The sequence below is a fragment of the Mesorhizobium sangaii genome (assembly GCF_014207355.1).
Lineage (GTDB): Bacteria > Pseudomonadota > Alphaproteobacteria > Rhizobiales > Rhizobiaceae > Mesorhizobium > Mesorhizobium sangaii.
Map to the genome: position 1 here is coordinate 89,036 of NZ_JACHEF010000009.1, position 22,864 is coordinate 111,899.

The window sequence follows — 22,864 nt, forward strand, 5'->3', positions numbered from 1 at the left end:
ATCCATGATCTGGTTTTCCCGATCCCGTCTCATTGACCGTAGCGCCATACTCTCCGTTCGACCTTCTCACACTTTGGCGGCCCGCCTGGGGAGCGGACTACCCTGCCAAAGCCGGTGCCCGGTAGGTCCCGCCCTTGGCCATCAACGCCCACACGATGCGCGCCGTCTTGTTGGCCAGGGCGATGATCACCAGCATGGGCGGTTTGCGGCTCAGCATCTGGGAGAGCCAAGGATCTGCTGCCGCGCCTTTGCGCATCGCCCAGCGCACGGTGGCGCTGGCCCCGATGATCAGCAGCCGGCGCAAAGTCCGCTCGCCCATTCGGGACGTCTCGCCGAGCTTCTGCTTGCCGCCCGAGGAACGTTGCAGCGGCGTGAGGCCGAGCCATGCAGCGAAGTCGCGGCCTCTCTTGAAGGTCTGGGCCGACGGAGCCAACGCGGCAACAGCCGTCGCGGTGATCGGTCCTACGCCCGGGATGGTCATCAATCGCCTGGTGTCCGCATCATCCCTGGCGCGCCGGGCAATCTCGCGGTCAAGCACAGCTACCTTCTCATCCAGGGAGCGGAGTTGTTCGACGAGCAGAGACAGGATCGGGCGGGCGGCTTCGGGGATGGCAGAATCTGTGTCCTCAATCGCCGCGACAAGCTTGGCGACATGGAAGAGGCCCTGCGCAGCCACCAGCCCGAATTCGGCAAGATGGCCTCGTATCGCATTGATCGTCTGGGTCCGCTGGCGAACCACGAGATCGCGAACACGAAACACAATCGCCGCAGCCTGCTGCTCCTCGCTCTTTGCCGCTACGAACCGCATGGTGGGCCTCTGGGCTGCTTCGCAGATTGCTTCGGCGTCGGCGGCATCGTTCTTCTGCCGCTTCACGAAAGGCTTGACGTAGCCAGGGGCGATCAGCCGAACGTCATGTCCCAGCTTCGCAATCTCCCGTGCCCAATAGTGGCTGCCCGCACATGCCTCCATGGCAACCGTGCAGGCCGGCTGAGCGGCGAGGAACCGAAGTACGTGATCGCGGCGAAGCTTCTTCCTGAACAGCACGGCTCCTAACGCATCCGACCCGTGCGCTTGGAACACGTTCTTCGCCAGATCCAATCCGACTATGCTAACTTCCGACATGGACGCCTCCGTTCAAGTGATGATCAACGACACCACTTTGGCACAGCGATGCCGTCAGGGGGCGTCCACCCCATCAACCTGCCCGCCCACAAGGCCGCCGGCGTGCGCGACGCGATTGAGGCCGCAGGCGCGAGCCTGCTCTACCTGCCGCCCTACAGTCCCGACTTCAATCCGATTGAGAACGCCTTCGCCAAACTCAAGGCGCTGCTGCGAGCAAAGGCCGAGAGAACCATCAAGGCTCTGTGGGACGCGGTCGGCGCGGTCGTCGACCTCTTCACCCCAGCCGAATGTGCCAACTACTTCAAAGCCGCAGGATATGAACCGGATTAAACAGGACGTGCTCTAGAGCCCCTTTCGCCTGACTCTCCCTGACGATCGCCGCCGGCTAGTCCTTGCCGACGATCGGGAAAATGACATCGCAGACGCGCCCCGCGGGCTCGTCGGGCGAAGCGCTGGCATTCTCAACCAGCAATCTTTCCTTGCCATGGACCCGCTCGATATCCTCGGCGATATCGCCCACTACCTTCGTTTCGAGCGCGTGCCGATCTTAGTTGGACCGTCTCGATCAGCAGATCGACCATGGCGTCTGTAAGTTGCGCTTCCCGCGACAGATAAATCTCATAGAGGCCTATTTTGTCTGGCCCGCGCGTGCCGCCGCATCTCCCAGGCCTTTTCGCCGGCGACACGGCGGACAATCTGTTCCACCCATGCCTTGCCGGTCGTCGGCAAGATATCACGTGGCAGATCAAGTTTATGAATGAAGGCAAGTTTCGCTGTCATGCTGAGGATGTTGTCGAGCGACGCTTGGCCAGCATCACCTCATCGTATTGAAGCCGGTCTGGCCATTTGCCTCGGCAATAGAAACTTCCAGCAATGCGACCGTGCTTGCTGAAAGGCGAGCGCTCAACCCGGGTCAACGAGTTGTCGAGATAATGTTGCCGTTACGATCGCACCAGGCGTTCCAGTTCCTTGTGCGAAGGGCCGTCTATACAACGGTCCCGGCACCACAGTAAAAACCTGCTCGAGCATGGCGCCCACCGATTGCCCGGTCGGACACAGTTCGCCAGCGATCCATAATGTCAGCTCTTGCCAATCGGACCGTTCAGGCGTCGAAAGCCGAAATATCGCAAAATCTCAGCACAATGCCGGCGCGCAGTCCGGCCGGAGTAATCATACTGGTTCACGCCGCCACTCGACGCCAAGCTGCCAGCGATGACTGCACCCGGCCGCGTCGCTGATCTCTTGTTCCAGATCTCGGCATATTAGAGTTCACGGCAGAAGTGAGTATCAATCGTGATAGAACCGTCGCAATACACCGACGGGGGAACAAACATCTGATGTCATAGCACGGCGCATAAAGGTGGCAAGCGGCCAGGACCACTCCGGCCGCTTGCCGTCGCGTTCCTCAGACCTTACTGCAGAAATGCTTGCGGATAGTCTCTTCGATCTTCCACAGACCTTTGAAACCCGGTTCGACGACGAAGGCGTCGCCCGGGCCGAGGACGACGGACGCTCCGCCGTCCGGCGTGATCGTCAGCTTGCCTTCCATGATGTGGACGAATTCATATTCCGCATAGGTAGCATGATAGGTGCCAGGAGTTGCCTCCCAGTAACCGGAGACCATGTCGCCGTCGTTAGATTTGTGCTGCACCCAGGTCTTCATCGAGGGCGTACCTTCGACAATGACCCAACCTTTGAGATCCGTGGTCACGGGCTCAATGGCTGCGATATCGCGTAGCTTTTCAACGTAATTCATCTTGTTCCTCGCTCTCGTTTGATGGTTGCATATTGCCGATTAGGCCCGCGTGCACGCAAGGCTCGGCTTCAAGCCGAGCCGCCGGAAGAGCGCTGCGCTATGATCCTCGTCGGAATTATCCCCCGTCAGCAGCATGTCGCTGACACACATGGAGTTGCCCCGGCAAAGAAGCAAAGTGCCTTGCATCTCGTCTCTCATTTTGGTGCGACGCGTGGCGGCATCGGGAGGCGCGCAATGGTGCGGACGAAATCGAGCGGGCTGACCGGTTCTGCATTGGCGAGCTCAGAGCCTGAGGTAAGGATCAGCATCTTGATCGGCACGTTCTCCAGCTGGCCCCCCAGCATCTCGATGCGGTCCTCGACCTTTTCGCCCATTGCCGAAAATGCCTCCGGCGCAAACCAAATGTGCATCTGCCATCAAGTTTGATAGAGCGACATTTTGACGAGGAGGGACCATCTACAAAACTAGCCACAACACCAGCCTTTTGGTTATGGAAAGATGTTCCATTTATACCGTTGTTCCATTCACTGTCAACTCGATCCGCGTTTCTGCTACTGGATGGCGCTAACCGACTGCCCGGTCGGGCACAGATCACTTTGCGATCCAAGACGTCTGTTGCTCTCGATCTACCCGCTTCAGACGCCGAAAGCCGAGGTGCTGTAAAATTTCTGCACAATGTCGGCGGGCGGTGCCGTCGGAGAAATCATAGTGGTTCACGGCTTCAGCTTCGAGGCCGAGTAGCTCGGCCAGATACAAAACACCATCGGCGGGGATCGCCGCATGATCCTGCACAAAGAAGCCGTGCGCGGTGAAGAATTTAAGGTGAACCGCAAGTCCCAGCCGCGCCAGCTCCGGTTTGTCATTCACAAAATCAATGTCGGAAAAGCTCAGGCTCCAGCGCCCGACTAGATCGCCACTCGAAAGACCAAAACTCATAACTCCACTCCTTTTACCGGAGCGGACGTCATTCCCGCCAAGTCCGCCGTCAACCACAACCGCCATGTTCCCACAACGTTCTTGAACTTGGCCTATATCGCAGCTTCGGGCCGACCGGCCCAATTAGCTATGGGCATCTGCGTACCGCATCTGCGCCTATAAAATGTGATGCCGAGCGCTGGTATCGAGCGGGCCGCGGAGCTTCACTGGTGGCTGGGTGTAATCGATGGTCTCGAGCTCAGTGCGTCCGCAGGGTGCCAATGGCCACCTCGGCGCGCGAAAACGGCAATCTAGAGCTCGTGGCGGTTGATCGGCACCACCAGCCCGCCAGTTAAATTCCCTACAAGTGGCGATCGTTCAGGGCAGCACAAGCACCGGCGTACCGATTTCCACGCCATCCGATCCGGCTTGGTCGGCGCGAACGGCTGGTTCGGCGCCAAGCCTCCGGCAGCACACGATCTGGCAGCACACGATCTGGCAGCCCGGGAGCAGGGAAACAAACTGGCTGTCGGTCTGTTGGACATTGGCGAGCGTATACGGCCGGCGGGGGATGATGATGCTCCGAGAGGAATATTGTTTTTTTTGGCAAGGTGTTCCATATGGAATGAAACGGTCCTATCCTAGGCCGAACTAATCCGCTGACAGAAGATAGCGTTTTTAGCGGGTCTCAGGCGAAATCAATCAACACGACAGCCGGTTTAGGATGCAACAATGAAAGCGAGCTCGGAAGAAAGTCAGGAAGCTAGTGCGGCAGCTGGGTCTTGGCCGACGAAGAGGATCTCTGGAAGCGGCGCGGCCTGGAAGAGCCTTTGGGTAGAGGTGCCTGATAAACATGGCCTTCCTGCGGCGTGGTGCTACAGCGACAGGATGGGCTACTCACCAGGAGAAACGGTCAAGCTGTACATCTCATCGACTGTGCCGAAGCTCGATATTGTGGTAAAGAAGGATGGTTTCACCCCTCGCACGCTCACGACGTGGAACGATGTGAGTGTGGACTTTCAGGAGGTTCCTGCTCAGCCCTATATGAACGGCTGCGGGTGGCAGGAAACCATCACTCTTGAGTTGCCTCAGGATGTTGCGGCGGGCGCATATATTGTTGAGATGCGCGATTCCAAGCAAAACGGCAACCAGCCGGCGCTGGGCCACCACATCTTCTTTGTTCGCTCAAACAGAGGTAAGACGGACAAGACGGTCCTACTCGTAGCTTCCACATGTACTTGGGCAGCTTACAACGACTGGGGCGGCGCATCTCATTACATCGGACTCCACAAGGACTTTCCAGATGGTTTTTCGCCAATCCTTTCCTCACAACGCCCTTGGGCAAGAGGTCAAGTATGGCTGCCTGCGGACGCACCGCGGAACGTCCCCAAAACTCGGCCGCGTCTGCCCGAGCAACCTTACTGGGGTTCCAAAGAGTGGGCATTTGCTAATGGATACGCACGCTATTACGCCTCAGCGGGCTGGGCAACGTATGAGCGCCCTTTCGTAATATGGGCTGAGCAAGCCGGATACGACGTGCACGTTATTGCTCAAGAAGACTTGGAGCTTAATCCAGAGGCTATCGCTCAATACTCGTGTCTAGTTTTTGTCGGGCACTGTGAATATTGGTCGGCGCCAATGCGTCATACCGTTGAAGCATTCGTCGAACGTGGAGGTAGGGTTGCCAGGTTCGCAGGAAACTTCTTTTGGCAAATCAGGCTCCGTGAAGGGGGATCCGGCCAGATATGCTATAAGTCTCAGGCTCGAGACTACGATCCGATCCGCCACGAGAATCCCAAGTTGATGACTAGTCTTTGGGAGGATCCAATGGTTGGCTATCCCGGCGCTGAGACGTTCGGAGTAAACGGCGCGCGAGGCATCTACGCCGCCACGTTTGGGATAGCACAACGGTCCTCACGCGGTTTCAATGTATTCAGGCATAAGCATTGGTCGTTAGACGCAACAGGTCTTGGTTATGCCGATACATTCGGCGATGAGGCAAGCATTTTTGCCTATGAAGTCGATGGCTTGGACTATACCTTCGTAGACGGCCTTCCAGTGCCAACCGGAAAGGATGGAGCGCCAGCCGGTCTTGAAATTGTTGCGATGAATTGGGCTAGTAACTCTGAATATGGCTTGCCAGAACATTCTTTCCACCATGAACGTGGCGATTCTGAAGCACGTTTCATTGCGTCTATTTTGGAGGTTACTCCGAGTCCTACTGCCGAGGCTACCGAAAAATACTCCCGCGGAAGCGGCATGATGGTCTCTTTCAAAAGAGGGATAGGCGAAATCTTCTGCGCGGCAACGTGTGAATGGGTAAGAGGTCTTATTGAGAAAGACTTCTATACGGATCGGATAACTCGCAATGTATTGGACCGATTCGTGCTGCGCGACTAAGTGATTAAAGTGCCGAACGCGTTGGGGGTACGGAAGTTTGTCTTGCTCCAAAGTTGCGGATAGGGTGGCCGAATTCGAATGATTTTTTGGCCTGATCCGTTCACGAAACGCCATGAAAATTGCGTCTCATGATCTGGCCTCACCTTTTGCAACTTTGCCAACGGCGGCGCGTCTTCATGTCCCACACGCCAACAGTTTTCATCCGCGCGCAATGGCGACCGAACCAACCGCTAAGTCGAGGAACGAAAGTGCACGAGAAAAGAAAACTTGAAATTGGCGCGGGAGCTAGCCGCAGCGTTTCGCAGCGGCAGACCAGTTGCCGCAGCCGAAGAACATGTGGCCTCACTTTCGAGAGATGAGGCTCTTACCATTCAAGGAAAATTCGTAGAACTTTTGGGCGAGCCCGTCGCGGGTTGGAAAGTTGGTGCTTTGCCGGATGGAGATTTCATATCTGCACCATCGTGTGTGGCCGCCTGGTGCAAAGCCCAGCTTCTTTAGATCCGGCCACATACGGAGCCGGTGGGATAGAAGCGGAGATTGCGTTTCGCTTTGCAAAGGAGCCCATACCGGGAAAAGACGGCTTCACGCGAGAAGGCATCACCGCTGCGATTGAGGGGATTTTTCCTACGATTGAGGTGGTTACTAGTCGTTGGACGCCGGCACTGAGGTCTTCGCGTAATGCGATGATTGCCGATCTTCTTTCAAATGGCGCTCTGGTGGTGGGCGCTGTGATTCGCAATTGGCGGAACATAGCGCTGGACACTCTCCAGGTTGAACTCAGCATAAACGACACCATCGTTCACCGTAGCAGCGGCGGTAATCCGCAAAAAGATCTGGTTAGCCTCCTACTTATGTTTGCTAATCATCTAGCCCAACGCGGCCTGTCCATTAAGCCTGGTCAGATTGTTACGACGGGAAGTTATACCGGCTTTTTGACGGCCGGCCCGGGGAACATAATTTCGGCCAAATTCAACCAGGTCGGAGCAGTATCTGTACAATTCCAAGCAAACTAAGAATTAAGAACCGGAGAAAGCGACGTTGGTGCCGGGCCCGCGATCGAGCTGGACGCTGAAGGGCTGGGCCAACAGAGATGACAAGGGGCCGAGGGTTCGAGAAATGATCGGGACAATCGTGTGCCGCTGGCGGTATGGTCGCCGCGCTCGGCATGGGGCCGGGTGATCAGCGTGCCACGGCTGGCATCAACACAAGCTTCATGTATACGGCGCGCTGGACTACCAATTTAATGGCATGGACCGCTCCCTTCCCCTCAGCGAAGATGGCGGACGTCTTTTAGCCAAGAAGGAGCGTTTCCATGCCTGTTGTTATTGTTGCCCTTGATCTCGCGAAGACAGTCTTTCAAGCTCACGGCGTTGATGACGCCGGTCAAACCGTTCTACGCCGCCGCCTTGGACGAGCGAGTTGCTCGCCTATTTCGCCAAGCTAATCGCCGTACCGGCGCTCCAGCGCGTTGGCAATTCGCTCGCAAAGCAATTCTGAGGTCACGACTGTGAGGTGGAGACGAAGGCGAACTCCGTGCGTATCAACTAGGGTAGTGACAATACCGCGATCGGAGTACTCGGCGAGGTCGAGAACATCGTTGATGATGAAGTCTGGTGTGTGCTCATCCACCGAGTTCTCCTCCCAAATTGGTGGCTTTCCAGGCAGGCCGAGCCTAATTCGTTGGAATTCGGCGTAGCTCTCGGCAACGGCTTTAGCGTTGAATAAATGCCGAGTTACTTTGCCATTTTCGACGACCTGGACACTCCATTGGCCGTCGACATTTTTCAATCGCACGTCATTCGGTTCTCCGGTAACCATCTCCATCATCCATTTCAGCAATCAAGAATGAGGAATGACAGTGGAAGTCCCAAGCCGCTGTACCGCTCTGTAGACAACAACATCCCCCGACGTGATATTCAAATCTACTTTTTCTGACATCAGGTCGTCTCTACACGAGGGCAATCCCTTCGATTCAGTCAGAATGCTCGACGCTCTAGAATGAAGGGCGCCTTGGTCAAGGGCGCCCTTCGCATCGGCGGCAGGCTTCGATCCCGGAGGTGCGGACCTAAGCACTTTGGAAGGAGCCGCCGAAAGCCTTTTTTGGGTATCCCGCTAAGCCAACTCCGGCTGGACGGGCGAGTCCGGCGCTCGCAATCGTATGCGACGAGCGCTATGGTTCAATGCTTCGATCCGTCAGAACGACCGCTGGAAGCGGAGGATGCCGCCGACGGCGTTGCTCTTGCCAGCGGGGATGCCGGTCCAGTTGTAACCATTGCTGTCGTGGTCGTTATGAGCCCAGTCAACTTCGGCCGTGATCGTGAGACCGGGGACGATCTTGTAAGCGACGTTCGCCGCAAGGCCAAATTCTTTGGCTTCATCATACGACACCTGGAGGTTGAACGCAGTCTTCTCGTTTAAGGTGTAGGTGGCGCCACCCCAGACTGCCCAGTTGCCGCCCCACTGTTTGTAGAAGCCGCGGTCGCCGGCAGGGATCGCATTGGTCGGGTCGTTGAGATTGTCGTCGGTGCCGTAGCCGGCCATGATGAACAGCGCCAGCGCCTCGGTCGCATTCACGTCCAAGCGAACCTTGCCTGCCACCTCTTCGTAGTTGCTGTCATAAGCAACGACGCCGGTGATGGCGCCCCAGCCCTGCGTGTACTTCACGCCGCCGACGACATGCGGAACGTAGCTGTCGATCGTGCCGACCGTGCCAGAGCCTTCTTCGAGCGAGACCACGGCCGAGAAGCCGTTGCCGGCATCAAAGTAGTATTGCACGACGTTGGTGTCGAAATCGCCATAGGGAACCAACGTATCGTTGATGACGTTGCCGGCGTAACCGATGAACGTGTCGAACGCCGATTCGTCCTTACCGACGCGCAGCCCTCCGAGTTGAATCCAGGCAAAGTTCAGCGAACTGCTGTTGCTGCCGTCGGAATAGTTGAAGCGGGTGTCAGTGTAGGTCTTCAAGGTGCCGAGTTCTGTTTCCTGACCAGTCCAGGTCCTCAGCGTGAAGCGGGCCTTCTTGTGCCAGGTATCGTTGATGCTGCCGTCCTCATGGTCGACGGCACGACGGCCATTGTACGAACCTTCCTGGCCAGCCGAAGCATCCCAGCGGACATAGCCGCCGATGCGCAGACAGGTTTCGGTGCCAGGGATGTAGAAATAGCCGGCGCCATAGACGTCGCAGATCTTGACGTACTCAGCTGGTTCCGGCTCGGCGACGGTGACGGCATCGGCCGCGCGTGCGCCAGTGACCGCGGCCAAGGCGGCAGCGGAGCCGAGAAGAAGGCTCTTGATGTTCATTTTTATCTCCAGTCAAAAGATTAAAAAAGGGGTCAAGGCATCTTCTTTGCTGAAAGACGCATCCCTCCCCATTCCCCAGGATCGAAAAAGATGCGCATCGCGCGCCGCTTCTTCGCAGTTTGACGCTATCCGCGATATTGAATAATGCAATATATACGTTGCGAGACGCAGAGATATACACGCCCACCGTTGCAATTAAGTCACGTAAATCAAATATATACTGTACAATTCGCGCAAACTATACAAACGACACAAGCTAGACATTTCGCACGATATTGCAAAATACATTGCGCAGCGCGTAGTGACGCGCGCGACCCTCAATGGGCTTTCACAGGCTCACAACGGGACCAACCGATTGCCGTGGTGAATGGATTTGCAGTTGGTTTCGTCAGCTGGACTTCATGTCGAGGAAAAGTCTCGTGCGGCCGAGATGACTTCGGCAGCCAGATCTTGCCGGAGAGAATTCGGCCATCAAGCCGCGGTGAAGGGGAGGTCAGCCAAAGCCATGCCGGTCTGGGATTGGGGATCAAGGAGAGCACTTGTCGGATCCCCGGCGCAGGCCTGCCGTCGATGAACTGAGCCAAGGGGAACACATGCTTGCGCGCGCCTTTCCGTAATGCGACCACGTCGTTGTGCCGTTGCCACCAATGCAATGTCGATCGCGGTATGTGGAAGTGTTCTTCCAGATATGTGGGCCCTGCAACCTGACCCGCCCAGTCTTCAATGCGCAGGCAATCGGTTTGCTGATCCCGCACTTTTACTGCGCACCCATGCGCGACCTCAGTTCGTGCCGTGAGCGAATTCGCCTCACGGGCGAGCCTCCGAACAAACTCGGAGGCCAGGGCGGTCAAATCGTCATGAATCCCTTGTGGGCGCGTTGCATAAAGTGAATCGGCGGCAGTGATATTGCCAGTCCCCATATGCGATGAGATTGAACTCCTTTCCTTTATAACCTCCTCGTGCTGAGCCAGAACGCGCTGGACCTCTTTTGCAACCAAGCTTGAAAGCTCGTCCTGGCGAGGCTCATTTCCAAAATCAAATGATTTTGTCATGTGTGGCTCCCCCTACCGCGTTAAGAGTCCGGTTGATTGCATACGCGATCGAATTGTGATTATGGGCTATGTTGTGGACACACGAGATGCGAGGCCGGATGGCCCGGATCCAGTGGAGGACGAAGCGTAATCCGACCGATCTCGCCAATGAGGAATGGGAGCGGATTGCAATTGCTGCCGAAACCAGCCGAGCGAGGACGTAGGCAGAGCGTTGACCTGCGCGAGGTTCTCAACGCAATCCGATAAGTGACGCGCACAGGCGGCGGCTGGCGACGCCGCCGCTTTGCTCGATCCGATCTACACGCTATCTTGCAACGGCTCGCAGCCACTGGCTCTCGGATTGCGTCATTGTTTAAAGGCAGCGTCGCACAAGGTTCTCCAGCAGTTTCGAGATATTATTCTGGTAGTCGTTTACTGGGAGGCTTCCGCAAAACAGGATCGAACTCGCAGAGAAGACGAAATTTCCCTTAGGCTTCGGAACCAAGCAAAGATCCGCCCTGATCTGCGACTTCTGCCAGTCAGGCATGTTCACTCGCGCGCCGAAGTCCAACTTTTCCGGGGCAAGGTAGCAATCGCTAGTAAACTTTTCAGACTTAGCAAGGACGACCGCTTCCGGGGGTGTTCCCAAGGACGAATCGACAATGTCGAACTCGAATCCAACTGCCCCTCCCCCGCAAAGCCCAAAGTCACCGAGGATTTCGTCATCAATGCCGTCAAATAGCCACTCAAAACTCGAATCATAGGAAGCTTCGGTACGCCGATAGTAAGTGCCATTGAACGGTCCGTAAGCCGCCATGCCAACGCCGACGAGCCGCTGCGGAGGTCTATCGTTATTGAGCCAGAGGCCGCCATATTGGCCATCGAAGGCATGGAAGTACTCTCCTGGCTCTGCCTCCCATGTCCTGGCCCCGGTCTGGCCGCGTCGAACTTCAATGGCGCTGGGGAACGCCTCGCTGGTAGCTATCCGCCAGTAGAATCCGTTAGCGCCAAGGTAGCCCAAGCTGCCGCCGCCGGCCACGAAATTTTCGATTGCGTCCAGTGTGCGAGCCGTATGGTATTCTGGATGGGTCACGGTGAGCATTAAGGCATAGTCTTCAAGAGCCTTGTTACCCTCAGCTTCGAGGTCATGATCCGTGACGACATCAAAGACAATATCTTTTGCCGCACACCACGCCACCAGATGCATATCGGCGGGAAAATGTCGCAATCCCGATCCCCGCGTTTCAGCGTAAGCGAGGTAACCGGGCCTCATGCTTAGCAGTGGCCGCAATATAGAACTGAATTGGGTCCCGGCACCGTCGGGATGAAAATCATAAAGTGAACGACCAAACTCCGGGTGCTCCTCGGGATGGTGTGGATAGGCATGCCAGGCGTTGCGCCTTTCCACATACGTGGCATCAAAGTTGTCGCGGGGATGATTGGCGTATGCAAGATAGGTAAATGTCGAGAAAAGCACTGCAACCCTTGCCTTCGGAGCATTTCGGGCTGGGCGGACAAAAAAAGGAATGATGTCCTCAGCGTCCCCGCATCTCAAACGGACGCCGTACACTCCACTTGGAAGATCGTGGGGAATATCGAAGCAGAAATCCGTCTCCCAACAGCAATCGTAGAGGTCGTCCTCGTGGAAATGGACGGCTGCATATTGATCAAGCGCGTGCCTCCAGCATATTTCCTCGCCCGACCATCGCGAGCTGCGCACGGCTCGTGCGGGCAAGTTATGCAATGTTCCGTCGAGCCGCGACGGCCCTTTGTCGCGGATGTGCGATGTCGGAATGTCAGTGCCGAAATCCCACAAAGCGAGTATGGACTCTTCTGCAACAGGACCGTCCAAGAGGCGCTCGACAAGCTGCTCTCCATGCAACAACATGGGGGCTTCGAGCCGGCCGTTGAAAAACGCTGTGAACGCTAACGGGTCTCCATGCTGTGGCGCAGCCGCTAGCACTAGTTTTGTGAATACCTTTTCCTTGGGAGCCCTCGTCCCAACCTCGAAACACCGTGATCCGGTGTTGACAGCATATCCGATCAGATGCAGTCCGCGCGCTGCGATCGCGAGACGCAACTCATACCAGCGCCCGATTTCGAACGCGAAGGAGACGGCGCCGGTCTCGGCAAACGTCTCGAGCTTTAGACCGTCCTTCTGAATGCTAACAGAGACTGCGCCTCCCGACTCGGCAATAAAGGAGAATAAAACCTGGGGCGACTCACGCAGAAGACGCGGTTGGAATCTGATTGAAAACGTCGCATCCGCAGTGATTTCTAAGCTACCAAGGGGAATGATGCCGCAGGAGCCCGCGCGCGATGACTTCGCAACTGATGGGTAGGTACCTTCGAAACTTGCCGACACCCGGCGAACATCTATTCCTGGTCCTTCCGGATTGGGGTCGGCCGAGAAAATGCGAACGAGATCAGCAGCGTAGTCGCTGGAGAAATCACTGGACACTTTCACTTCGATATTTTCGCCGGCACGGGCCGAAAGCCGGTTGGTATAGCCGATTAGCATACGCTTGTACTCCTCCATATCGGGTAAAAAAATCCAGTGTTTCTGTTCTCCGCCCTTGATGAGCCTTCCGTTGCAACTGGAACGTCGTTTTATTTAAGCGCGGTGCCAGCCAGTGTCAACCGGACCTTTTGAGCACGCGGCGTGCATAAAATCAGCTTCGTCCCTTTTGCCGCCAAGGGGGTTGGGGATCTGGGCTATCTGCCGTCAGGCGGCGGTAGACTCCGCTTCCGAGTGGGCTCGATAGTCTGCGGGATATCGAGGCTTAATCTCGTCGTCAGCGCCATTGTAAAATGCGGCTCGCAATTGAGGGCGTGGCTTGGAAGGATCGCGGCGCTCACGGCGAGCGAGTGCACTGGCCTATCATTGAGTGCCTATGCAGGCACTTAAGGTAGCCGCGTGCCTATCAGAACGCTTCGGACAAAATGCAGCCGCAGAGCGTATGTGGCATGCCTTGGACGATCGCAATATGCAGGTTTAACAAATGCCCGGACACAGGTTTCAGTAAGTTCGGGACGGCGATTTCAGAAAGGGGCGAACAAAACAGGCGACGGAGTATCCTATCCGTTTTGGGTGTCATTAAAGTCGTAATGCGCGTGTTGTCGGCGCGCGAGCCGTCCGTCCCGAGGTAAATTCTCCACAAGCCTGCCGGCTATTTTCTCATCTACTTGCTCCAAGCCTCTGGAGCGACCTCTTCATCGACAGGTAAGCCATAGTGTAGAGGCAGCACCGCTTCGGCAACGCTGCCTCCTGACTTCAGGCCGGGAGAATCTTCTTCGCCGTCCAGGTGGCCATATAGTCCATCAGGCCGGGATTGAGGCAGTCATAGGGCTCCAGCCCGATCGACTTCAGCTGGGCGCGGATGCCGTCCATCCGCTTCGGATCAACGCCGGACTCGATGATCGAGGAGACGAAGGCGGCGAAGCCCGGCGGCGACCAGCCGTCTTCCTCGAAGCGCTCGGGATGGATGAAGGTCAGGCCCTTGAACGGATGGTCGCGCTCGACCGGTCCGTGCATGTGAACGCCGCAGCCGGTGCAGGCATGGCGCTGGATCAGCGCGCTTGGATCGACGACCTTCAACTTGTCGCCGTTCTCGGTGACGGTGACGTCGGCCGTGCCCGCCACGGCAACGACCGAGAACACCGCGCCCTCCGGCTTCCAGCACTTTGTGCAGCCGCAGGCGTGGTCGTGGGCGATCTGGCCCTTGACCTTCACCTTCGCCGGCTTGCTGGTGCAGGCGCAGACCAGTGTGCCACCGGCAAAGCTCGCGCTTTCCTTGGGCAATCCATTGTCGATTTTCGGATGCAGTTTTTCCGCCATGTCTTCTCCTCCCATGTTGTGAACCACAGAGGTCGCGGGCCGGTTGGTCCGTGGCTTGTCGTTCTAGCAACGCACGGTCCGCAAAAATTGAATGATTTTGGCGGACCATACGCAGATTCAGTGAAGCGCGACCGGACGCCGACTTGCATCCGCTCCTGCTGGTCGCGCCCTAGTAAACCACGACACTCCTAATCGACTTGCCCTCATGCATGAGGTCAAGGCCCTTGTTGATGTCGTCCAGCTTCAGCGTGTGGGTGATCATCGGGTCGATCTGGATCTTGCCGTCCATGTACCAGTCAACGATTTTCGGCACGTCGGTGCGACCGCGCGCGCCGCCGAAGGCGGTGCCCATCCAGGTCCGCCCGGTGACCAGCTGGAATGGCCGGGTCGAAATCTCCTGGCCGGCTCCGGCAACGCCGATGACGACCGATTTGCCCCAGCCGCGGTGCGATGCTTCCAGCGCCTGGCGCATCACCTTGGTGTTGCCGGTGCAGTCGAATGTGTAGTCGGCGCCGCCGATCTGGTCGGCGCCGCGCTTGGTCATGTTGACCAGATGCGGGACCACATCGCCGTCGATCTCCTTCGGATTGACGAAATGCGTCATGCCGAACTTTTCGCCCCAGGCCTTCTTGTCGTTGTTGAGATCAACGCCGATGATCATGTCGGCGCCGGCAAGGCGCAGGCCCTGGATGACGTTGAGGCCGATGCCGCCGAGGCCGAAGACGACGGCGGTGGCGCCTTGCTCGACCTTGGCGGTGTTGATCACCGCACCGATGCCGGTGGTGACGCCGCAGCCGATGTAGCAGATCTTGTCGAAGGGAGCGTCGGGATTGACCTTGGCCAGCGCGATCTCGGGCAACACGGTGAAGTTGGAGAAGGTCGAGCAGCCCATATAGTGAAAAATCTTGTCCTTGCCGATCGAGAAGCGCGACGAGCCGTCCGGCATCAGGCCCTGCCCCTGGGTGGCGCGGATGGCGGTGCAGAGGTTGGTCTTGCGCGACAGGCAGGACGGGCACTGCCGGCATTCGGGCGTATAGAGCGGGATGACATGGTCGCCCTTCTTGACCGAGGTGACACCCTTGCCGACGTCGACGACGACGCCGGCGCCCTCATGACCGAGGATCGCCGGAAACAGGCCTTCGGGATCGGCGCCCGACAGCGTGAACTCGTCGGTGTGGCAGATGCCGGTCGCCTTGATCTCGACCAGCACCTCGCCTTCGCGCGGACCGTCGAGTTGCACGGTCATGATTTCGAGAGGCTTGCCGGCTTGAACAGCGACGGCTGCACGGACATCCATTGGTCGATCCTTTTGGACAGTGGTTGATTACATATCCGGACAAACACGGTCGCGCGAATTGCCGCGATGTATCCGACGATTACCTTTTTTAGTTCCGGCATCTTTGTTGTCCCAGCTACGTTCTGCATTAAATGTCCGGGAGTCGGTTGGGCCTGGCAAGGCCTCACGGGTGACGTGGTGGCTGGGCAGCCGGAACCGCCGCCCGTAAGGATCATACCTTGGGAAAAAAGCTGGGCGTTACCGGGTCTGACGGAAAAACGGGGGTCAACAAATTACTTTCCATAGGGAAGTATTCTCCAACTGGATGATATGTGTGTATTCGGTGAAGGCGTCAGCTTCTACCGGCCGGACGGAAGCCGGTTTGGTCCTTACCGATACGCCCCATGCTGGGCAGCAGCTCGGCCTGCCAATCTCCCAGACGTAAATGCCCACCCCAAATGGTGGCCATGGCCTTCTAGGATAATTCCTCCCTGACCGGTTGCCCCAGCCGCATAGAGACCCGGGATGACCCCCCCACTCTTCGAAAGAACCTCCATAGTGGGAGAGACTTTTAGACCCCCTTCAGTCAAGACCCAGCTTCGAACCGGCCCGAGTGCGATGAATGGGGGCTGTAACAGACCTGGAGTTCCTTCACGGGGGCTTTGATTGTAGTCCGCCACAGTTTTCTTAAGGCTATCTGGAGGAACACCGATCTTTTTGGCGAGTTCACCCAATGAACTTGCCACATTATAGATATCTCTGCGATTTCGCCTGTAATCTGGGAGGTAGGCATAGGCTACGCCGGGAGCAGTCGATATATAGTTGGGCCAACTGCTGAATTTTTTGGCGAGAACACTGTCGAGGATGATGTATGCCTCTTTTCTGGGCTGCTCCGGTATGGCGAACTGCGGCTTGTCACACTCGTCAGCGAACCTCGTTCCATTGGTATTTACCAGGATCGCCCCGCTTTCATATAATTTCCGCTGGGGCTCCAGGACTGTTGTAAGAAACATCATAATAAAGGGTCGAATGATCGGCTGAGGCAGGGTAGCCATCGCCCATTTCATCAGCAACGCCAGGAACCGGCTCGGCGGTAACATTGTCATAAGATTGATCTTGGGCGGCACGAACCGAAGCTGCGGGCCGCTGACCAAGTCGCCGTTCACAATTTCTGCACCAACGTCCAGTGCAAGCTGATGAGCGTCACCCGTGCTCGTTTCAACCAAAGCACCCGCTCGCGAGATGGCCTCACCAGCATAAATTCTTTTCATTTCTGGGTTGGCGCTGAAATCGCCGCCGGCCAAGACAACGCCACGACGCGCAAAGAAACGACGGAGTGCCCCATCAACTACCGCCTCGACACCCACAACCCTTCCGTTTTCGGTAAGAAGACGATGAGCACGATGATTTAGGCGGATATCCACGCCGAGTTCACGGGCGCGCCGACACAACGCATGGGCGTATGCTCGCGAATTTGGCAAAACGTTGTGCATGCGGGGAGCGCGATGAGGAGGCTCGGGCATCGGGCCGAAAAACACGACCCCCATGTCGAGCAGTTTCCTGAGAGTATCAGGAACATTTTCTACAAAGGCTTTACGAAGCTCAGGATTGTCTCGAGACAACAGCCCCCCATGAAAAAGGGCCATGTCCTCAAAATGAGCTGCTGGCGTGTCGTGGATGCCAATGGCAGCCTGCATGGGCGATGCGCTCGACGACAGGGAACCTATTGCCCAATTTGTCGTGCCGCCTGGTTTCGGATTCTTCTCGAGTACCAGTACCCGTCGCCCGAGTTCAGCTGCCTCGACCGCGGCGAACAAGCCAGAGCCTCCGGCTCCTACAACAATAACATCTGCGGCAGTCACAACGCCATCCGACACCAATTCCCTCCCTTCAACCGAGCTTCCATTTCGCCAACAGGATCCCGGCGTGTAGCAATGTTGGTGCTGACTGTTTTTGACACCACTACCGATCATTTTTCGGCAAGCCGGTTGACCAAGGCCGAGAAAGCGGATATTCGCTGTTAGAACATTATTCCAGATAGTATGACATGTCGGACATAGCAAGCGAATTTTCAAAAGGCCTTGCCCAAAAGCTCGTCGCAGCACATCGGAGCGATTATCGCGTTCCTGCCGATACCTCAGATCTGGCAGCGCTGACCCGCCCGCAGGCTTTGAGCATCCAGCATGACATCGTCACCGCGCTGTCCTCCATTGGGGGCTGGAAAGTCGCTGCTTTGCCGGACGGCGACCTGATATCAGCTCCCCTTCTCAAGAGCCGTCTTTTTCATAGCCCAGCATTGATTTCACCTGCGGTTTACGGTCTCGGCGGCGTTGAATGTGAGATTGCCTTCCATTTTGCGAGACAGCCAGTCCCGGGCAGGGACGGCTTCGTCAGCGAGCATATCATTGAGGCCATCGACGGTGCTTGTGCGGCAGTTGAAATCGCAGATAGCCGGTGGGCGAGCAAATTCTCCATTCCCCGCAATGCGATGGTTGCGGACCTGCTGGCCAACGGCGCTCTGATCTGCGGGCCGCTAAACAAAAACTGGCGAGATAAGCCTCTCGATACCCTTCAAGCTCGCCTTGGAATCAACGGAGAAACCATCTGCCAGACTACCGGAGGCCACCCTCGCGGAGACCTCGTTGGTCTCCTCGTCCTGTTGGCCAACGATCTTCGAACAAGGGGGATCGCGCTTCGGCCCGGCGAGATTGTCACGACAGGAAGCTACACGGGTTTTCATACAGCAAATCCCGGCGACCAAATTGTCGCCGAGTTTGACGGTTTCGCGCCCGTTTCAGTGACATTCGATAAATTTGAGAACAGCGGAGATATCTATGCTTTGCGGTAAAGGCGTGGTGGCCATCTGGAACGGGATATCCGAGGCAGGCCGCCTGGATTTCTATCAATGGCACATACACGAGCACATGCCCGAAAGAACCGGCATTCCCGGATTTTTGCGGGGGCGACGCTTTCGAGCTGCCGATTCAGAAACCCATCCTGAGTTTTTTACACTCTACGAAGTCGAGCAATTCGACGTTATTACGAGCGAGGAATATGCCAAGCGTCTGAATGCACCGACGCCATGGACGAGGCGCGCGACATCGCATTTTATCAATACCTCTCGCGGCCTGGCGCGGGTTTTGTTGTCCAATGGTCCAGGGCCTGGTGGCGCCGTTGCCACAGTGCGCTTCCAGTCAGCCGCAGCCGATGACCAGCAAGCAGTCGATGAGCTATCGGAGCTCGTGCACAGCATCACGCCACTCCCGCTTCTGACTGGGGCGCATCTCTGCAAAGCAGATGACGAGGCCACTCAGGTGCGCAGTGCGGAGAGTGAAGGGCGTACGGATTATGATGTGCCACCCAATTGGTTCATTCTTCTGGAGGCATGCACCGTAGAGTCTTTAGAAGAACCCATACAGGCTATTGTCCAGCACCCTTTAGTCCGACATGCGCAGGTGGGCCGCTACGTGCTGGAATATACTCGTTTAAAGACCGACGCTGCAGCCGGCTGACCTTAAGGACATTATATGAAACTGTTGCGATTTGGACCACCTGGCTTTGAGCGACCGGGGTTGCTGGACCAGGTTGGAACTATTCGAGACCTTGGCAGCGTTGTCATAAATTGCGAGCCTGAGGTGGATTTCGCAATGACCTGACTGGCGATCGTGTTGCCGCCCGTCTGCGCCTCGCTCGACACCCGCGCATAAGAGCGCACATCGCGTCGGCCATTGCTCACCTCCAGATCTCGCCATCACTTCCGTCACCGTTGCCGCGGCAGCACCTTAAAGCCTTTGGCCGTCGGAGCGCTTGATGAGTTCGATGGTCCACGTGCCGAGATCGGCCAGATCTTGCGTCAATTTTTCTCCGGCATAGCCGCCGTCTGCGGACAGATGGCGCGCAATTACGGGCAAAGCTGTCGAATGGGCAATGACGCCGACTGCCCCATCCCTGTCCTGGATGTCGGCCGTATGCACCCTCAGCCCGACCATGTGCCCCTCGGTGTCGGTGATAATATGGCGCTTCGCAGCCTTTGATCTTCTTGCCGGCGTCGTAGCCACGCAAACCGGCAACAGGTTTCTTTGAATCCCGTTGACGGCGCCCATGAAAACACATACGTTTATTATGGAACGTTGTTCCAGATAGTACCCCGTATTATACAGGCTTTTCCGGCCACGAGGAGAGATTAATGCTATGCGGTAAAGGTGTGGTGGCTACTTGGAACGGAATCTCCGATGAAGGGCGCATGGACTTCTATCAGTGGCATATCAATGAACACATGCCTGAGAGAACTGATATTACGGGGTTCCTGAGGGGCAGGCGTTACAAGGCCATCGACAGTGAGACCCATCCCGAATTCTTCACCCTTTACGAAGTCGAAAACTTCGACGTACTCGTAAGCGAGAATTATGCCAATCGGCTCAACTCGCCCACCCCTTGGACGCGGCGAGCGGTGGCGCATTTCCTCAATACCTCACGTGGCTTGGCCCGCGTCCTGTCGACGAAAGGGCCAGGTCCGGGGGGTGTCCTCGCGACGATACGCTTTCACCCTGCGACGCGCGACTATGACGAAACAGTCGAAGACTTGTCGTCGCTCGTATCGAATTTGATGGAGTTTCCACTCATCACCGGCGCGCATTTGTGCAAGTCCGATGAGCAGGCGACAGGAATCCGCACCGCTGAACATGAGGGACGGACCGATTACGACGCTCCCCCAAATTGGTTCATTCTCGTGGAAACGTGTACGCCAGAATCGTTAGAGGCCCCCATTCAGGCTGTCCTCGAACATCCTATTGTTCGCAATGCGATAGTCGGCCGCTACGCCGCCGAATACACTCGCTTGAAAACTGCTTCGTCAGCCGGCTGAACCAAAGGAAATAGATCATGAAGCTCTTACGATTTGGCGCCGCTGGTTCGGAACGACCGGGTTTGGTCGATGAGAGTGGAACGATACGCGACCTTAGCAGTATCGTAGATGACATTGGTCGCGATACTCTCTCTAACGCAACCCTGCAGAGGCTCCGCAAAATCGACCCTTCCACACTTCCGAGCGTTGATGGTTCCACTCGTCTTGGGCCGCCGGTTGCCGACGTCCGTCATTTCATCGCTGTCGGACTAAATTATACCGACCACGCGATTGAGACCAATGCGCCAATCCCCGCTGAGCCCGTAGTGTTTTCCAAAGCCCCGTCGTCCATCGTAGGGCCCAATGATAATATTTTGATGCCTCCGAATTCCGAAAAACTCGATTGGGAGGCGGAAATTGCTGTTGTGATCGGCGAACACGCCTTCGGATTGTCAGAGGAACAAGCACTGTCTGTCGTAGCGGGATATCTGATTTGCCATGATGTATCTGAGCGGGATGATCAGCTTCATCGCAGTGGACAATGGATCAAAGGCAAGTCCGCACCAAGTTTTGGCCCACTCGGCCCCTGGCTAGTGACAGCAGACGAGGTACCCGACCCCCAGAATATCAATCTTTGGCTTACCGTGAACGGACTCACGATGCAGTCGGGAACAACCGCAAAGATGATCTTTTCATTTAGGTATCTCATCTCTTACATCTCGCGGTTTATGAGTCTTGAGCCTGGCGACGTTATCACCACTGGAACTCCACATGGGGTGGGGCTAGGAATGAAGCCACCAGTATTTCTAAAGCCAGGCGATGTCGTGGAATTGGGCGCCAACGGGTTAGGCCGCCAACAGCAAACCGTTGTATTGCGGAGATAACTGCCGAAATAAAGTCACCTCTAGAATCCCGCTCTTGATGTAGGATAGGTCATGCCAAGGCGGTTCATCAGCGTCATTGCGCGATCACTGCCGAGGCCTTAATAATCTCTGCGGCGACGGAGCTTAGATACAGCTTGCAGTTAAGCGTGCGGCATACTGAGTAAATGCCAACGTCGCGGAGGGCGGAGATCGACAATTTCCAACAGCGGCACCAGTCAAATGCACTTGACCCGGTAACTAAATACGGGGTAGAAGAAATAGCATTCCGACTGGAACGTGATTTTGGAGGCAATTGTGCGGGTTGTCAACTCTCTTGTAGAGCGGTGCTTTGCCGTAATCGAACTGATGGCCAATGACTCCTCTGCAATGCGTCTCGGCGAAATTGCCGAGCGGCTTGATCTGCAAAAGAGCGCGGCTCATCGGATGCTCACGGTCTTGTGCGAAATCGGCTGGGTGGAGCAAGAGCCTGTCACGGGATTCTATAAGCTCACTTTGAGGCTCGCGATCCTCGGCCAGCGCTTCCTGACGGGCACGCATTTAACCGATGTCTGTCAGCCAATACTCGAGGAACTGGCCACCGAGAGCGCAGAGCTGGTGCGTATGGCGGTGGTCCAGGGCGAAACGTTGACATGGATTGCGCAGGCACAAGGCGCGCAGAAGGGCCTGCGATACCATCCCGAAATGGTGGCGAAAGTTCGCTTGGCAGCTACGGCAAATGGCCGCGCATATCTTTCAACTTTGAGCCAGACGGATGCGATCCGCATCGCCATCAATGATGGCCTCGCCCCGGGTGATGGAGGTCACATCACCAATGTTGAGGAGCTCATCAAGGAGTTGGAGGTGACGCGCCGCAGAGGTTGGGCGCTTTCCGACGAAGAGGCTGAAACTGGCGTTACGGCCATCGGTGCCCCGATTAGGCTCGGAGGCGAGCAGACGGTTGGCACCATTAGTGTCGCCGGCCCCAGCTCACGTCTAACTCCCAAGCGGCGCCCGGAAATCGCTGAATATGTCCAGGCTGCCGCCGCCAAACTAGCGGAAGTCTGGCCTCTGAGACAGAGACAAAACCAAGACGGTCTCAAAGCAACAGCGTGATCCACCGCGCGGCGCGCTTGGTCCTATGGAACATTATAGCAATTGGGCGACTCTGGGTGGAGACTAATAGATGCTCAAGCAACGGCAGCAGCCCTACGTTATGATGCACTGGTCGACGCGCTTAAGGCTGGCACTGTTGGAGGCGATGTAGGCACGGAACTCGGCGATGGCGGTCAGGAACTTGCGCATGTTCGGATAGCCTGTTTCGAGACCTTCCGCGTCGAATAGCAGGTCGGCCGGGACGCCCTGCTCGTTGAGATGGTCGAGAATGCGCCGTTGCCGCAACCCATCGGGCTGCGCGACCCCAACTAGGGTCAGGACCCATTAATTTGTTGAGTTGATATCTGTTGGGTGATTCAAGGTGGCAGGAGGTGCTGCCTTGAGTGATTTGCTGATGTTGACG

Annotated in this window: 21 protein-coding genes and 2 pseudogenes; 9 read left to right on the forward strand and 14 right to left on the reverse strand. The window is 56.6% G+C overall.

Features of this window, described 5'->3' with window-relative positions:
• Window positions 1-97 precede the first annotated feature (97 nt).
• On the reverse strand, window positions 98-1,123 hold the full coding sequence (locus tag HNQ71_RS31505; RefSeq protein ID WP_184877922.1) for an IS110 family RNA-guided transposase: 1,026 nt from the start codon (window positions 1,121-1,123) through the stop codon (window positions 98-100).
• Between the two features lie 75 nt (window positions 1,124-1,198).
• Between HNQ71_RS31505 and HNQ71_RS31510 the strand changes: the two are divergent.
• Window positions 1,199-1,453, forward strand: a pseudogene (locus HNQ71_RS31510) (transposase); the annotation flags it as partial.
• A gap of 55 nt (window positions 1,454-1,508) precedes the next feature.
• On the opposite strand, the gene HNQ71_RS35580 reads toward HNQ71_RS31510, so the two are convergent.
• The 4 genes from HNQ71_RS35580 to HNQ71_RS31525 all read right to left on the reverse strand — a co-directional run bounded on the left by HNQ71_RS35580 (window position 1,509) and on the right by HNQ71_RS31525 (window position 3,815).
• The gene (locus HNQ71_RS35580) at window positions 1,509-1,643 is read right to left on the reverse strand and encodes a hypothetical protein (RefSeq protein WP_281391482.1); all 135 of its coding nucleotides are present in this window, start codon (window positions 1,641-1,643) and stop codon (window positions 1,509-1,511) included.
• Between the two features lie 885 nt (window positions 1,644-2,528).
• On the reverse strand, window positions 2,529-2,879 hold the full coding sequence (locus HNQ71_RS31515) for a cupin domain-containing protein (protein WP_184877867.1): 351 nt from the start codon (window positions 2,877-2,879) through the stop codon (window positions 2,529-2,531).
• Window positions 2,880-3,073: 194 nt separating this feature from the next.
• A complete protein-coding gene (locus tag HNQ71_RS35930) occupies window positions 3,074-3,253 on the reverse strand; it encodes a hypothetical protein (protein ID WP_184877869.1) in 180 nt (59 codons plus the stop codon).
• A gap of 217 nt (window positions 3,254-3,470) precedes the next feature.
• Window positions 3,471-3,815, reverse strand: a complete 345-nt coding sequence (locus HNQ71_RS31525) for a DUF4158 domain-containing protein (RefSeq protein WP_210334124.1) — start codon at window positions 3,813-3,815, stop codon at window positions 3,471-3,473.
• A gap of 711 nt (window positions 3,816-4,526) precedes the next feature.
• Here HNQ71_RS31525 and HNQ71_RS31530 point away from each other — a divergent pair.
• On the forward strand, window positions 4,527-6,194 hold the full coding sequence (locus HNQ71_RS31530) for a N,N-dimethylformamidase beta subunit family domain-containing protein (protein WP_184877871.1): 1,668 nt from the start codon (window positions 4,527-4,529) through the stop codon (window positions 6,192-6,194).
• Between the two features lie 413 nt (window positions 6,195-6,607).
• Complete coding sequence (locus tag HNQ71_RS31535) at window positions 6,608-7,207, forward strand: 2-keto-4-pentenoate hydratase (RefSeq protein ID WP_184877879.1); 600 nt, start codon at window positions 6,608-6,610, stop codon at window positions 7,205-7,207.
• Between the two features lie 427 nt (window positions 7,208-7,634).
• Here the strand turns inward: HNQ71_RS31535 and HNQ71_RS31540 are convergent, their stop codons facing one another.
• Complete coding sequence (locus tag HNQ71_RS31540; RefSeq protein WP_184877881.1) at window positions 7,635-8,012, reverse strand: hypothetical protein; 378 nt, start codon at window positions 8,010-8,012, stop codon at window positions 7,635-7,637.
• Between the two features lie 375 nt (window positions 8,013-8,387).
• The gene (locus tag HNQ71_RS31545) at window positions 8,388-9,497 is read right to left on the reverse strand and encodes a porin (protein WP_184877883.1); all 1,110 of its coding nucleotides are present in this window, start codon (window positions 9,495-9,497) and stop codon (window positions 8,388-8,390) included.
• On the opposite strand from HNQ71_RS31545, the gene HNQ71_RS31550 reads away from it, so the two are divergent.
• Window positions 9,490-9,642, forward strand: coding sequence for a hypothetical protein (locus tag HNQ71_RS31550; protein WP_184877885.1), 153 nt, complete (start codon window positions 9,490-9,492; stop codon window positions 9,640-9,642). The genes HNQ71_RS31545 and HNQ71_RS31550 overlap by 8 nt on opposite strands.
• A gap of 172 nt (window positions 9,643-9,814) precedes the next feature.
• Here the strand turns inward: HNQ71_RS31550 and HNQ71_RS31555 are convergent, their stop codons facing one another.
• The 5 genes from HNQ71_RS31555 to HNQ71_RS31575 all read right to left on the reverse strand — a co-directional run bounded on the left by HNQ71_RS31555 (window position 9,815) and on the right by HNQ71_RS31575 (window position 17,519).
• A complete protein-coding gene (locus HNQ71_RS31555) occupies window positions 9,815-10,549 on the reverse strand; it encodes an antitoxin Xre/MbcA/ParS-like domain-containing protein (protein ID WP_343068296.1) in 735 nt (244 codons plus the stop codon).
• Between the two features lie 352 nt (window positions 10,550-10,901).
• Entirely contained in the window at window positions 10,902-13,049 is a 2,148-nt protein-coding gene (locus HNQ71_RS31560) for a N,N-dimethylformamidase beta subunit family domain-containing protein (protein ID WP_184877887.1), read from the reverse strand.
• A 753-nt stretch (window positions 13,050-13,802) separates the two neighbouring features.
• The gene (gene gfa, locus HNQ71_RS31565) at window positions 13,803-14,366 is read right to left on the reverse strand and encodes an S-(hydroxymethyl)glutathione synthase (RefSeq protein WP_184877889.1); all 564 of its coding nucleotides are present in this window, start codon (window positions 14,364-14,366) and stop codon (window positions 13,803-13,805) included.
• Window positions 14,367-14,535: 169 nt separating this feature from the next.
• Window positions 14,536-15,663, reverse strand: a complete 1,128-nt coding sequence (locus tag HNQ71_RS31570) for an S-(hydroxymethyl)glutathione dehydrogenase/class III alcohol dehydrogenase (protein WP_184877891.1) — start codon at window positions 15,661-15,663, stop codon at window positions 14,536-14,538.
• 368 nt (window positions 15,664-16,031) lie between these two features.
• Window positions 16,032-17,519, reverse strand: coding sequence for an FAD-dependent oxidoreductase (locus HNQ71_RS31575; protein WP_343068297.1), 1,488 nt, complete (start codon window positions 17,517-17,519; stop codon window positions 16,032-16,034).
• Window positions 17,520-17,689: 170 nt separating this feature from the next.
• On the opposite strand from HNQ71_RS31575, the gene HNQ71_RS31580 reads away from it, so the two are divergent.
• Complete coding sequence (locus tag HNQ71_RS31580) at window positions 17,690-18,490, forward strand: 2-keto-4-pentenoate hydratase (RefSeq protein ID WP_184877893.1); 801 nt, start codon at window positions 17,690-17,692, stop codon at window positions 18,488-18,490.
• Window positions 18,477-19,154, forward strand: coding sequence for a hypothetical protein (locus HNQ71_RS31585; protein ID WP_184877895.1), 678 nt, complete (start codon window positions 18,477-18,479; stop codon window positions 19,152-19,154). The genes HNQ71_RS31580 and HNQ71_RS31585 overlap by 14 nt, the downstream gene beginning before the upstream one ends.
• 254 nt (window positions 19,155-19,408) lie before the next feature.
• Here the strand turns inward: HNQ71_RS31585 and HNQ71_RS31590 are convergent.
• A pseudogene (locus HNQ71_RS31590) lies at window positions 19,409-19,707 on the reverse strand (transposase); the annotation flags it as partial.
• A gap of 178 nt (window positions 19,708-19,885) precedes the next feature.
• On the opposite strand from HNQ71_RS31590, the gene HNQ71_RS31595 reads away from it, so the two are divergent.
• The 3 genes from HNQ71_RS31595 to HNQ71_RS31605 all read left to right on the forward strand — a co-directional run bounded on the left by HNQ71_RS31595 (window position 19,886) and on the right by HNQ71_RS31605 (window position 22,461).
• Window positions 19,886-20,506 (forward strand): hypothetical protein, encoded by a 621-nt coding sequence (locus HNQ71_RS31595; RefSeq protein ID WP_184877906.1) that lies wholly within the window; start codon window positions 19,886-19,888, stop codon window positions 20,504-20,506.
• A gap of 17 nt (window positions 20,507-20,523) precedes the next feature.
• A complete protein-coding gene (locus HNQ71_RS31600; protein ID WP_184877908.1) occupies window positions 20,524-21,369 on the forward strand; it encodes a fumarylacetoacetate hydrolase family protein in 846 nt (281 codons plus the stop codon).
• 282 nt (window positions 21,370-21,651) lie between these two features.
• Entirely contained in the window at window positions 21,652-22,461 is an 810-nt protein-coding gene (locus tag HNQ71_RS31605) for an IclR family transcriptional regulator (protein WP_184877910.1), read from the forward strand.
• Between the two features lie 93 nt (window positions 22,462-22,554).
• Here HNQ71_RS31605 and HNQ71_RS31610 read toward each other — a convergent pair whose 3' ends face one another.
• Window positions 22,555-22,746, reverse strand: coding sequence for a hypothetical protein (locus HNQ71_RS31610; protein WP_184877912.1), 192 nt, complete (start codon window positions 22,744-22,746; stop codon window positions 22,555-22,557).
• Window positions 22,747-22,864 lie beyond the last annotated feature (118 nt).